This window comes from Pseudomonas marvdashtae, assembly GCF_014268655.2.
Taxonomy (GTDB): Bacteria; Pseudomonadota; Gammaproteobacteria; order Pseudomonadales; family Pseudomonadaceae; genus Aquipseudomonas; species Aquipseudomonas marvdashtae.
Window position 1 is genome coordinate 14833 of record NZ_JABWQX020000007.1, and the last position, 11115, is coordinate 25947.

The window sequence follows — 11115 nt, forward strand, 5'->3', positions numbered from 1 at the left end:
GTAAACCCCTGAATTCTGACTATTTTTAAGTAAGCCGCTGATCCTGGATGCAATTGCGGATGGGCGGTGTTTGCGGGGTGCGAAAAGTACGGCTGCTCGGTGCTAGCGATAAAGCGGAAAACTCACGTTCCGTTCCAATAAAACGCGCCTTTATATCGGTTTGTCCCGGCGCTTATGCACAATCGACACAACCCCGCCGGCCGCAATTTTCAATTTTGTGACAGCCTTCTCGTCCAGCCGCAAATACCTGTTTTCATGGTTTTTTATCCATGTGAACAAAAAATGAACAGCTTGGAAACGGTCAGGAAATTACGGTTTCGTTGGATCCAGGGCTATTTCATCAACAGAGTTATCCACAGGCGGTTTGGTGTGGGTGCCGCTCCGCCAGCAGCATTATATTTCTCGGGGTGAGGGGTGTGTCGCAGAAGGTGCCCAGGCGAACTTCATAACCCTTTTGCACGAGGAAGAGCGCCCGATCCAGCGCCAGCCAAAGCTCCAGCGGCCGTCGGAAAAGGCTTCGCACCAGTTCAAGGTTGCGCACCTGCGCCAAACGCTGGTAACCCGCGGCCTCCAGTGCTTGCCAATCAGGCGAGCCGGCTGTGGATAAATGCTTGAGGGCCGCGAGATCGATGCAGTATTGGGCGAAGGTTTTTTCCAGCCAGGCGCTGGGGAGCGAGGGCGTGGGTAAGTACTCGTCGCGCCCCGTGATCTGCCGTTGCAGCTGGTCGAAAGCCAGGCGCCGGGCCATGGATGTGTCTCGTTGACGTCGGACGCGCTCGCCCGCGGTGACGGTTTCGGTCTGCGGCAGGCTGAGATCATCGAGCGATAGTTGTAGGGCAGAGCCTTTGGCTGCGTCGGACAGCGGCTGATACTCCGAAGCGCTGATACGGTTGTAGCAGCACGGGGCGATCGCCATGTTTACGCAACCGCTGGTGCTCGCCAATTGCATGAGTCGCACGTGCAAGTCACCGCAGGCGTGCAGCGCTACGGGTGTGTATTCGGGCTGAATCGCTTGGGCTGCATCCGCCGCCAGCACGTCTTGCTGCCGATGCGTGGCGGGCAAGTGGTGGCGTTGGCTCAGTTGCTGGCCGCTGGCGACCAGGGCTGGATCGTATTCCAGGCAGGTCAGTTGCTGGTCGCCCTGCAGCAGGCGTCGACCCAGGTGACCTTTACCGGCGCACCAGTCCAGCCAGTGAGTCGGTTGCGCGGCGAAGTGCAGGCGACTGGCGAAGGCTTCAATCTGTTGCCATTTGCGGCCAGGTACATCGACGTTGAGACGGTGGATTGACGCTTGCAGCTTCTTGGTCGGCAACTCCGGAACGGCGCTCAAGGTGCAGGAAATGGCCGCCAGCTCAGGGAAGGGGGCTGGTGCATCTTCGATCAGCCAAGGTTGGTGATGGTCTGCTTCTGCATTCTCCAGCGAACGCTGGCGTAGCCATCGGGCCAATTCGGGGTGAGACGTTTCCCAAGGCAATTGCAGATGGGTGAATGGGCGCGGTTTCCAAAGGGCTTGGTGCGCGGTAAGAAAAGCATCCAGGGCCATGAAACGGGCGAGCAACGCCTCGCCCGTCAGCACACCCGCGTCAGCGTCCCTGGCAAGCATCGACGCGTAACCAGCGTTCCAACTGCTTGAAGCCTTGCACCAGGATGAAGGCCATTAGCAGATAGAACATGCCGGCCGCGAAAAAAATCTCTATCGGCATGTAGGTCCGGGCAATGATGGTGCGCGCCATGCCGGTGAGTTCCAGCAGGGTCACGGTGCTGGCCAGGGCGCTGGCCTTGAGCATCAGGATCACTTCGTTGCTGTACGCCGGCAGGCCGATGCGCGCGGCGCGCGGTAGGATGATGTAGAGCAATGCCTTGGGACGCGACATGCCCAAGGCCCGCGCGGCTTCGATCTCGCCCCGGGGGATGGCCTGGATCGCGCCGCGCAGGATCTCGGCAATGTAGGCGGCGGTGTGCAGGGTCATGGTGGCCGTGGCGCACCAGAACGGGTCCCGCAGGTATGGCCACAACGCGCTGCTGCGTACGGCATCGAACTGCGCCAGGCCGTAGTAGACCAGGAACAGCTGAACCAGCAACGGAGTACCGCGGAAAAAGAAGATGTAGGCATAGGGCAATGCCCGCACGTACCACAAGCGCGATGAGCGGGCGATGCCCAGCGGAATCGCCAGTAACAGGCCGGCGATCACGGCGATCGCTACCAGTTCAAGGGTCAATGTGGCGCCTTGGGCCAGTTTCGGCAGCCACTTGATGATGACGTCCCAGTTCATTGGGCGCTCCTGGTAAATCCACGGGCGGCGCGTCGTTCCAGCAAGTGCATGCCGATCATGGCGAGCACGGTCAGGCCCAGGTACATGAGCGCGGCGACCATGTAGAAGGTGAAGGGCTGCTTGGAGATGGTCACGCCGATTTGCGCATGACGCATGATTTCTTCCAGGCCGATCACCGAGACCAGCGCGGTGTCCTTCATCAGGATCATGAACAGGTTGCCCAGGCCGGGCAAGGCGATGCGCCACATCTGCGGCAGGATCAGCTTGGTGAAGATCCGCCATTTCGACAGGCCCAAAGCGACGCCGGCCTCGCGATGGCCCTTGGGAATCGCCAGGATCGCGCCACGAAACACCTCCGTGGCATAGGCGCCGAAGCATAGGCCCAGGGCAATGACGCCAGCGGCGAAGGCGTTGAGGGCAAGGTCGGGATTGCCGAAGTACTCACCCAAGGCACGCATCAGGTTGACGGTGCCGAAATAGATCAACAGCACCCAGAGCAATTCCGGGATGCCGCGAACCAGTGTTGAATAAGTGCCGCCCAGCCATTGCAGCGGCTTGTACGGTGAGGTCTTGGCCAAGGCGCCGAGCAGGCCGAGCACCAGCCCCAGGCAGAGGGCCGTGAGCGCCAGTTTGACGGTCATCAGCGCGCCAGCGGCGAGCGCCGGGCCGAATCCGTAGAGATCGATCATCATGGGTAAGAATTCATATCGCGGCAGGCTTTGCTAAGGGTCGGCGCTGCCAGATGGCTGCGCCGGCCAGGCACGTCAGGATCAATAGATGCTGAACGGGAAGTACTTGTCGTTGATCTTTTTATAAGTGCCGTCGGCAATGATTTCCTTGAGCGCGGCGTTCAGCTTGTTGCGCAGTTCATCGTTACCCTTGTGCACTGCGATGGCGATCTTGTCGCCCTCAACCACCGGATCACCCTTGAATTCGTAAGTACGGCCAGCTTCGGTTTTCAGCCAGTCGTAGTTCGCGTATTTGTCTGCCAGGATCCCATCGAGACGGCCGGAGGTCAGGTCCAGGTAGGCGTTTTCCTGGGTGTCGTAGAGTTTCAGTTCGACGCCCTCCATGTTGTCTTCCATCCAGGTGCCGGCGAGCGTGGAGCGCTGTACCCCGATGACCTTACCCTGGAGAGACTCTTTATCGACTTTGAAATCAACGTTTTTCGGCGCAATGAATTGCAGTTTGTTTGAGTAGTACGGGTCGGTGAAGTCCACAGCTTGCTTGCGCTCTTCGTTGATCGACAACGAAGAGATCAGGAAATCGAACTTCTTGGCCATCAGGGCCGGAATGATGCCGTCCCAGTCGGAAGTGACCACTTCGCACTCGACTTTCATCTTGGCGCACAGGGCGTCGCCGATGTCTTTGTCGAAACCCACGACTTGGCCACTGGCGTCCTTGTTGTTGAACGGTGGGTAGGCTGCTTCGATGCCCATTTTCAGTTTGTCGGCGGCCATGGCGCTGGCCGAGAAAACCAGGCTGGCAGCAGCGGCCAAGAGAACTTTCCTGTATGTCTGCATATGTACTGCTCCGTTAGCGGTTGCTGGACATGAATTGTTTGCAGCGCGCCGAAAGCGGGTTTTCGAAGACCTGCTGTGGCGATCCTTGCTCCTCGACCAAGCCCTGATGAAGAAACACGACTTCGCTGGATACCTGACGAGCAAAACCCATCTCGTGGGTGACCAGCAGCATGGTGCGGCCTTCTTCGGCCAGGGCGCGGATCACACTAAGTACTTCCTGGACCATTTCCGGGTCAAGGGCGGAAGTGGGCTCGTCAAACAGAATCACCTTGGGCTGCATCGCCAATGTACGGGCAATGGCAGCGCGTTGCTGCTGGCCGCCGGACAATTCGGCAGGGTAGGCGTGGCGCTTGTCGGCGATACCGACCTTGGCCAGCAGGGCTTCGGCGACTTCGATGGCTTCGGCCTTGCTCTGGCCGAGCACCCGGCGCGGGGCTTCGATGATGTTGTCCAACACGCTCATGTGCGGCCAAAGATTAAAGTTTTGAAATACAAAACCAATCTCGCTGCGAATGCGGTTGATCTGCTTGCCGTCGGCGGCTATCAGCTCACCATTTTTCGCGGCCTTGAGTTTGAGCTCTTCACCTGCCACCAGGATCTGGCCCTGATTGGGGTTTTCCAGCAGGTTTATGCAGCGCAGGAAAGTGGACTTGCCGGAGCCGGAGGAGCCCAGGATCGAGATCACGTCGCCGTCGCGAGCGGTCAGCGAGACGCCTTTGAGCACCTCCAGCTGTCCGTAGCGTTTGTGCAAGTTGCGGATTTCAAGCGCGGGCGTGGCCTGGGCCATGTGCGGTCCTCATGATATGTGCTCCCTTGCTGTTGGCAGCCTTCCTGGCGAGGCGGCCAAGCTAGCATGCGCCCCAATGGCAGCCAACAGCGCTTCAGACGGTAAGCCGGCGTTGTGTGGCAGGTTGTCGCATCGGCGCAGCAGACTGTCGCGCCATCAACAACCTAACGGCCGTTTGAACCTGGTTTGCCGGTGAAAAGTCCGGGGGGTCGCGTAAAAAAAGGCGCGATGGTGCCAGCTTTGGGCGGGGGTTGGAAGGGTTAATCGGATGAGCGTATTCCGATCCGCAGTCAACTCAACTTCCAATCGATCTAAACCCCGCGTCCGTGGACCCATCAAATGAGGGCATCCCGGAATTAGGAGTGGTTGCCATGAACTCGTTATACCGCCTCATCGTTTTAGGCGCGCTGTTAATCCCCTCCATGCTCAACGCCACCAACCTCGCGCCCATAGACAATACAGGCGTCCAGGTCCAGCCAACGCAGCAGAACGGCGTCACTTATCTGTCCGGCGGTATCGGCGAGGACGAAGCCCGGGCCATCGGTCAGGCTCAGGGTTACAACCTGCATATGACCTTCGCGATCGGTCCGGAGAACAAATACGTCCCGGATGTAGACGTGACCGTTCAGAAGACTTCAGGACAGACATTGCTGACGCTCAGTGACGCCGGGCCGCTGGTTTATGTGCAACTGCCACCGGGCAAATACACAGTGGTGGCAATTCGCAACGGCGAGGAGCGACGCGACACCGCCGAGGTAGGCAGCGGGGCCGCACGCAAGCTGGTTTTTCACTGGAACAATAGCGAGTAGCGAGTTGACTCACTCGCCCGCGGCTTCTTCCATCGATTGGCGGTAACGGTCCAGTGCTTCGCTGAAGTCCTTGATGAACTCCGGGGTGCTGAGCCAGCGCTGCGCCGCCTCGCGGTCCATGTCGTCGGCCCACATGCGGTAGTCCACCAGCATATCGGCCGCCAGGTTGGTGGCGGCCATGCTTTCGTTTTCTGCGCTCTTCAGGTCCAACAGGCCCGGGCGCTCGATGATCATTTCGCTGACGTTCGCCAGCAGCGTGTCGAGCATCTCGCTGCGGCTTATGGCCTCGGCTTCGCGCAGTTTGGCGAACAGCTCCAGCACGTAGACCGGCGGCTGGGCGGTGGCATGCGCCGGATCGCCGTACATGGGGGTGGATTTACGTCCGGTCATGCGCAGCTGCTTGGCTTTGTCTTTGGCGCGCTTGGCGCGTTTTTGCTGTTTGTTCAGGGAGGCCATTGGGCTTCGGTTTCCAGTTCGTTAGGGGACGGTGCCCGGCTCAATTGATTTTTGGCACGGTGAAGCGGAATTCGCTGCCCTTGCCTGGTTGGCTTTCGGCGAGCAGTTTACCGCCATGGGCCTGCACAATCCCCTTGGAAATGTACAACCCAAGGCCGGTACCGTTCGGGTTGCCTTCCTTGTTGGTCCAGTATCGATCGAACACATGGGGCAATTGCTCTGGTGCGATACCTTCGCCGGTGTCCCGGACGCAAAATACAATTTCATCGCCCACGGACATTGCGCTGATGCCCACGAACCCTTGATGCGGCGTGAATTTGATGGCATTGCCGATCAAATTGGACAGCACCTGGAATATCCGCTCGGGATCGGCGTTGATTCTCAGGTTGGGTTCGGCGTGGAAAGAGATATCGATAGTCTTGGCAGAGGCCAGCGGCGTCAGCAGCGAGCACGCGTCCTCGAATATCTGGCTGACGTCCATCGGCTGGGGATGGATGGTGTAGCGCCCAGCGTCGATGCGCGAAGTATCCAGCAGGTCTTCCAATAGCGCGTTCATCCGGCTGGCGGCCTGTTGCATGGTGTCGATGGCTGAGGCAATTCGCTTTGAACTGTGGGAGCCGTCGGAGCTGAAGGCCTTTTGCATCATGCCGCAAAGCATGGAAATGACCGTCATCGGATTGCGCAAGTCATGGGATACGACCGCCACCAGTTCATCGCGCGCCTGCACCGCCTGGCGTTCCTTGCTTACTTGCCGGGCGAGATCATTTTCCAAGGCTGAGCGACGCAGGTCATTGGCGGCGAACAGGTCGCCATGGCTCCATTTGGCGCTGATGCCGGCCATCTCGACTTTCCAGATTTCGAACGATGTGCGTGGTTGCAGGCGTAGCCCGGTCTCGCTGTTTTCCAGGTCGAGGGGTTTTTGTGGGTCGCCGCTCCAATGTATGGTCTGCTTCACTTCGGGACGAAACCACAGCACGCCGTTGTCCACAGGTTTGGGCAGGTGGATCGCCAGCACACCGCTCGCGACGTCTTGATAAGCCTTGGCCGGGGCGTAAACGTTGCCCAGGTTGTGGTGAGAAAATACCGGTTGGCCTGTCTCCATTATCCACTTGTGCAATTCACGGATCTGTTCAGGTTCCGGGCATTGGCCGTGGCGATGCAGTTTATTGTTTTCGAAGATCGCGACGCCGTGGGCGCCGGTGAGACCTATCAGTCGTTGCGGCTCGCGAGACAAACCGTCGAAGACGTTGTCGCTGGATTCGGCCATGACAGCAGCAAGGGCCTGGAGATCTTCCAACTTGGCGTCCCGTTGGCGGGACAGCTCAAGGGCTTCCATCGCGCTGATCTGCAGTGACAAGATCTGGCCGATGTTCTGGCAGGCCATGCGCATTTCGTGCGGCACATGCAGCGGCTGGCGATTGCCGCAACTGATCAGCCCCCACAGTCGTTCACCTTCCATCAGCGAAATGCTCATGGACGACAATACGCCCATGTTCTTCATGTATTGGCGATGGATCGGCGAGACGCTGCGCAGCGTGGAAAAACTCAGGTCCAGCGGCGCCTGTGTGTCGGGGCGCAACTCGGGCACTAGCGGTATCGGCGCATAGTCGGCGTTAGGAATGATGCGCAGCCAGTTGGTGCGATAGAGCTCACGCGCCTGCTCGGGAATGTCCGACGCGGGAAAGAACAGACCCTTATAGAGTTCCATCGATGGCGCGCTGGCCTCGGCAATGACCTGCCCGTGACCTTCGTCCTCGAAGCGATAGATCAGGACACGGTCGTAGCCGGTCATGGCCTGGATTTCCCGCACGCTGATTTCGTACAGGGCTTGAAGTGTCTCCGCGCTTTGCAGGCGCTGCAGCATACGGCCCAGGTTGGCCTCGCCGCTGACGCCTTCGGGACGGTAATCGCTCAGGTGTTGTTCCAATTCAACGATCAAGGCGCCTTGATGACGGTGGATCAGCGCGTCGAAGCGCTGCTGGTTTACGACGACTTCAAGGGGGACATTGTCCGTTTCGGCGTCGGTGCGACAAGCGTCCAGAAGGATTGCAGCCTGTTCTTGCCCAAACAGTGCGTCCAATGTCTGTCCCAGTAACCCGTGGGGCGCGTGCCCCATCAATAGCTCTGCGTTGGCACTGACCTGTCGGATCACGAAGTCAGGTTCGGACAGCATCAGCAACACACCATGAGGCTGAATGGCGCCGGGGAAGCGAATCGGCTCGTCTGCACAATTGGCCAGCAACTCTTCGAAGGCTTCTTGGTTTTCCGGGTTCATAACAGGACCTCCTGACTGTCCAGCCAGCGTTCAAAGCAGATAAAAGTCGCCTTGGCGGCGTGTGTGGCTTCGAGCATCTGGCTGTCGCCGAGGTTCCGGTCGGCCAGGTATTGAAGGAAATCTTTCCAACGCCGGCCGGTGAGGTCGCCATAAACGTTTAGGAACGCTGCGCCGCTGGATGCGTCCAGGTCAAGCTGCTCGGCCACTCTGCGCCGCAGAATCTGCCCACCCAGCGTTGCGCCTTCCAGAACGTAGGAAACGCCGAGTGCCGCCGCCGGTGAGTTGATCTGCGGCAGGAGTTCGCAGGTGGGCAATGTATCGACCGTCGCTTCGTCCAGGCCTAACGCCATGAGATCTGCCCGCAACACCGGCAGCTTGATGCGTAGGGATTGATCCAGCCCGGTCGGCGTGTGCGCCAGAACGTGAAGCAGCTGTTCCAACGGCTTATAAAAGCCGTGATAGGCCGCCATCAACCGTCGGTACCACTCAAGATCCAGGCGCTCGGAAAAAAATGGCAGGCGTTTCTCCAAGGCAACGTGCAGCTCCGCGGTTTCGGTCCGCAGGGCCTGGATAAGCGAGGAAGGGCGAGCGGCCGATGAAAACATGCAGGATAGAGCTCTTCGAATGAAGCATTGCAGAAAAAAAGCGCATCAATCTTACACAGATTTCTTGGGCGGACGGTCGCCAATTGATGGCTTTGTCGCGTCAGTTGTCTGGCTTGGTTGCCGCTCTTCAAGCCGTGCGCGCTCGCGATCAAGCTCATTGCGCAGCTCTTCTTCGGTGGGAAGTACTAGTTTGTACTGGCTGGCGAACAGTTGTTCATTGCCCTGCAACACCGAATAACGTACCACTGACTCATCCTTCTGGGCGCAGAGAATGATGCCCACGGTGGGTTTGTCGTCGGGGCCGCGCTTGAGGTCATCGTAGAGGCGCACGTACATGTCCATCTGGCCGATGTCCTGGTGACTCAGCTCACCGCGCTTTAGGTCGACAATGACAAAGCACTTGAGCACATAGTTATAGAAAACCAGGTCGAGGTAGAAGTCCTTGCTTTCGGTGCTGATACGCTGCTGGCGGGCTATGAAAGCGAAGCCTTTCCCCAACTCAAGGAGGAAGCCCTGCAGTTGATTGATCAGGGCTTGTTCAAGGTCGGTTTCCTGCAATATGCCGGCGTTTGGCAGCCCTAGAAACTCAAGGACCACCGGGTCCCTGACTATGTCTCTAGGACCAAGATCAAGTTTTTCAATATTGGTAAAAGCCTCCTGCTCCACGGCAGGCCGGTCGCGGCTTGCCAGGAGGCGTTCGTAATAGAAGGTGCCAATCTGGCGTTCCAGGGCGCGGGTCGACCAGTTTTGGGCGACGGCTTCGTTCATGTACCAGCGGCGTGCATTCGCATTTTCGACGCGAAGCAGCGTTCGATAGTGAGTCCAGCTCAATTCGTGACGCAGTGCGTCACAGATCGGAAATGCCTGATAAAACAGACGCATGTAGCGCAAATTCGAAGCGTCAAAGCCTTTCCCAAACCGCGCCGTCAGCACCTTCGCCAAAGACGGTAGCAGCCGTGCTCCGTAAGCCGCCCGCTCGGCACCGCCTTGCTCGAATTCGACGATGTGTCGACCGATCTGCCAACAGGTTTGTACCTGGAGCGTATCAACGGCACGCAGAACTTTCTGGCGTGCCTGGCGGATCAACTCGCCCAGGTCATTGATCAAGGGGGCGAGCTGTGGATCATCTTGGGGCAGCGTTGGCGTCATCGAAATGTCCGGTCGTGGAAGGGAGCGGACCAGAGCATGCTGCAAAGGAAGTTTCGATGATGCCGGACGGCGCTGATAGGTTGGAGGGAAAAATACCTGGTTTATGCAGGATGGGTATGACGCCGTTGCATGTTGGTTGACCTTGGCTTGTAGGAACTCTCCCCCCAAGCTGTCAGCCATCGCAAGCCCGACGTGACGTCAGGCTTATCCTTGCGCCAGCGCCTGGGATGCAGCCACATAGTCAGCCTGGAACTGCTTGCTCTCGACCCAGTCCAGTGCGGTCTGCTCGTCGACACCCTTGGTCATCTGGCGATACTCGATCAGGGCCGTAATGATGAAGTCAGTGGCGGCTTCCTCGCCTTCCTGTTCCAGCACCAACTCCAGCAGCGGATGCCCCAGGAAGGCCGTGCACATGGCCTGCTGGCTGATTTTTTCCGCAGCGCTCATGAGTTGGAACAGGTCCGATAAATCCACGGTTTCCAGATCGATGCGGTCATCGTTCGGGTCGAGGAAGTGCTCAGGCGTAGCGGCGCGTTGAATCCTGTTCTGCTTGGCTTTCGCCTTGGCACGCTGGTTTCGCTTCTGTTGTTTGTTGACCGATGCCATGGGTCGGTTCCTTGCTGGAAAATAAGGCCATCTATCCTACAGCTTCAAGGTGATCGCTTCGATCTCAATCCACCACGAACAAGGTGGCGCCAAGAGAGGTTGAAGAACGATGGGGCTCGGCCTTGTCAGCCACCTGATAGCTCATGCCTGGCTTGAGCAAGAATTGTCGGCCGTCTTCGAGTTCGGTGTTCAATTCACCCTTGAGGCAAAACAGGATGTGGCCCTTGGTGCACCAATGGTCAGCCAGATAACCCGCCGTATATTCCACCATCCGCACCCGAATGTTGCCGAATCGCTGGGTGCGCCAATAAGCGGTTCCGGTGACGCCTTTGTGTTCGGTGGGCTCGATGCTTGACCAATCGGTGGTGCCGAAGGGGATGCCGGTGATATCCATGGCGACTCGCTTGCAGGAGAGGGAGCGAACGAATGTAGCTGAGTCGACGAGGCCCGGGAAGAAAATCCCAGGCAATAAAAAACCCGATCAATTTCTTGATCGGGTTTTTCGGTATTTGGTGCCCAGAGACGGAATCGAACCGCCGACACGGGGATTTTCAATCCCCTGCTCTACCGACTGAGCTATCTGGGCAACGGGGCGCATTAAACGGGTTTTTCAGGGGGGCGTCAAGCAAGTT

12 protein-coding genes and 1 tRNA gene are annotated in these 11115 nt (G+C 58.4%); 1 reads left to right on the top strand and 12 read right to left on the bottom strand.

The genetic code is table 11. The features are described from left to right. Positions 1-349 precede the first annotated feature (349 nt). The 5 genes from HU742_RS25360 to HU742_RS25380 all read right to left on the bottom strand — a co-directional run bounded on the left by HU742_RS25360 (position 350) and on the right by HU742_RS25380 (position 4583). Positions 350-1603: a methyltransferase gene (locus tag HU742_RS25360; RefSeq protein WP_186644492.1), complete on the bottom strand. Its 1254-nt coding sequence runs from the start codon at positions 1601-1603 to the stop codon at positions 350-352. Further along, positions 1584-2273 (bottom strand): ABC transporter permease, encoded by a 690-nt coding sequence (locus tag HU742_RS25365; protein ID WP_186644494.1) that lies wholly within the window; start codon positions 2271-2273, stop codon positions 1584-1586. Before HU742_RS25365 ends, HU742_RS25360 begins: the two co-directional genes overlap by 20 nt. Next, a complete protein-coding gene (locus HU742_RS25370; RefSeq protein ID WP_186644496.1) occupies positions 2270-2965 on the bottom strand; it encodes an ABC transporter permease in 696 nt (231 codons plus the stop codon). The genes HU742_RS25365 and HU742_RS25370 overlap by 4 nt, the downstream gene beginning before the upstream one ends. Before the next feature lie 78 nt (positions 2966-3043). Continuing rightward, on the bottom strand, positions 3044-3796 hold the full coding sequence (locus HU742_RS25375; RefSeq protein ID WP_186638868.1) for an ABC transporter substrate-binding protein: 753 nt from the start codon (positions 3794-3796) through the stop codon (positions 3044-3046). 13 nt (positions 3797-3809) lie between these two features. Continuing rightward, complete coding sequence (locus HU742_RS25380; RefSeq protein WP_186644498.1) at positions 3810-4583, bottom strand: ABC transporter ATP-binding protein; 774 nt, start codon at positions 4581-4583, stop codon at positions 3810-3812. Between the two features lie 371 nt (positions 4584-4954). Between HU742_RS25380 and HU742_RS25385 the strand changes: the two genes are divergently transcribed. Beyond that, a complete protein-coding gene (locus tag HU742_RS25385) occupies positions 4955-5392 on the top strand; it encodes a carboxypeptidase regulatory-like domain-containing protein (protein ID WP_186638864.1) in 438 nt (145 codons plus the stop codon). Positions 5393-5401: 9 nt separating this feature from the next. Here the strand turns inward: HU742_RS25385 and HU742_RS25390 are convergent, their stop codons facing one another. From HU742_RS25390 to HU742_RS25420, 7 genes are all read right to left on the bottom strand, one after another. Next, positions 5402-5848: a hypothetical protein gene (locus tag HU742_RS25390; RefSeq protein ID WP_186638862.1), complete on the bottom strand. Its 447-nt coding sequence runs from the start codon at positions 5846-5848 to the stop codon at positions 5402-5404. Between the two features lie 40 nt (positions 5849-5888). Continuing rightward, positions 5889-8123, bottom strand: coding sequence for an ATP-binding protein (locus HU742_RS25395; protein ID WP_186644505.1), 2235 nt, complete (start codon positions 8121-8123; stop codon positions 5889-5891). Beyond that, positions 8120-8728: a biliverdin-producing heme oxygenase gene (locus HU742_RS25400; RefSeq protein ID WP_186644506.1), complete on the bottom strand. Its 609-nt coding sequence runs from the start codon at positions 8726-8728 to the stop codon at positions 8120-8122. The genes HU742_RS25395 and HU742_RS25400 overlap by 4 nt, the downstream gene beginning before the upstream one ends. Before the next feature lie 51 nt (positions 8729-8779). Continuing rightward, complete coding sequence (locus HU742_RS25405; protein WP_186644549.1) at positions 8780-9877, bottom strand: PDDEXK nuclease domain-containing protein; 1098 nt, start codon at positions 9875-9877, stop codon at positions 8780-8782. A gap of 204 nt (positions 9878-10081) precedes the next feature. Continuing rightward, positions 10082-10483 (bottom strand): hypothetical protein, encoded by a 402-nt coding sequence (locus HU742_RS25410; RefSeq protein WP_186638856.1) that lies wholly within the window; start codon positions 10481-10483, stop codon positions 10082-10084. 64 nt (positions 10484-10547) lie between these two features. Further along, positions 10548-10877 carry a DHCW motif cupin fold protein gene (locus HU742_RS25415; RefSeq protein WP_186638854.1) on the bottom strand — a complete coding sequence of 110 codons (330 nt, stop codon included), beginning with the start codon at positions 10875-10877 and terminating at the stop codon, positions 10548-10550. Positions 10878-10993: 116 nt separating this feature from the next. After that, positions 10994-11069: transfer RNA gene (locus tag HU742_RS25420), tRNA-Phe, on the bottom strand. Between the last annotated feature and the right edge of the window lie 46 nt (positions 11070-11115).

What these genes read in the sequence shown, in the direction of transcription:
- HU742_RS25360 (WP_186644492.1), bottom strand. Translation starts at nt 1,603, where the DNA reads ATGCTTGCCAGGGACGCTGACGCGGGTGTGCTGACGGGCGAGGCGTTG.
- HU742_RS25365 (WP_186644494.1), bottom strand. Translation starts at nt 2,273, where the DNA reads ATGAACTGGGACGTCATCATCAAGTGGCTGCCGAAACTGGCCCAAGGC.
- HU742_RS25370 (WP_186644496.1), bottom strand. Translation starts at nt 2,965, where the DNA reads ATGATGATCGATCTCTACGGATTCGGCCCGGCGCTCGCCGCTGGCGCG.
- HU742_RS25375 (WP_186638868.1), bottom strand. Translation starts at nt 3,796, where the DNA reads ATGCAGACATACAGGAAAGTTCTCTTGGCCGCTGCTGCCAGCCTGGTT.
- HU742_RS25380 (WP_186644498.1), bottom strand. Translation starts at nt 4,583, where the DNA reads ATGGCCCAGGCCACGCCCGCGCTTGAAATCCGCAACTTGCACAAACGC.
- HU742_RS25385 (WP_186638864.1), top strand. Translation starts at nt 4,955, where the DNA reads ATGAACTCGTTATACCGCCTCATCGTTTTAGGCGCGCTGTTAATCCCC.
- HU742_RS25390 (WP_186638862.1), bottom strand. Translation starts at nt 5,848, where the DNA reads ATGGCCTCCCTGAACAAACAGCAAAAACGCGCCAAGCGCGCCAAAGAC.
- HU742_RS25395 (WP_186644505.1), bottom strand. Translation starts at nt 8,123, where the DNA reads ATGAACCCGGAAAACCAAGAAGCCTTCGAAGAGTTGCTGGCCAATTGT.
- HU742_RS25400 (WP_186644506.1), bottom strand. Translation starts at nt 8,728, where the DNA reads ATGTTTTCATCGGCCGCTCGCCCTTCCTCGCTTATCCAGGCCCTGCGG.
- HU742_RS25405 (WP_186644549.1), bottom strand. Translation starts at nt 9,877, where the DNA reads ATGACGCCAACGCTGCCCCAAGATGATCCACAGCTCGCCCCCTTGATC.
- HU742_RS25410 (WP_186638856.1), bottom strand. Translation starts at nt 10,483, where the DNA reads ATGGCATCGGTCAACAAACAACAGAAGCGAAACCAGCGTGCCAAGGCG.
- HU742_RS25415 (WP_186638854.1), bottom strand. Translation starts at nt 10,877, where the DNA reads ATGGATATCACCGGCATCCCCTTCGGCACCACCGATTGGTCAAGCATC.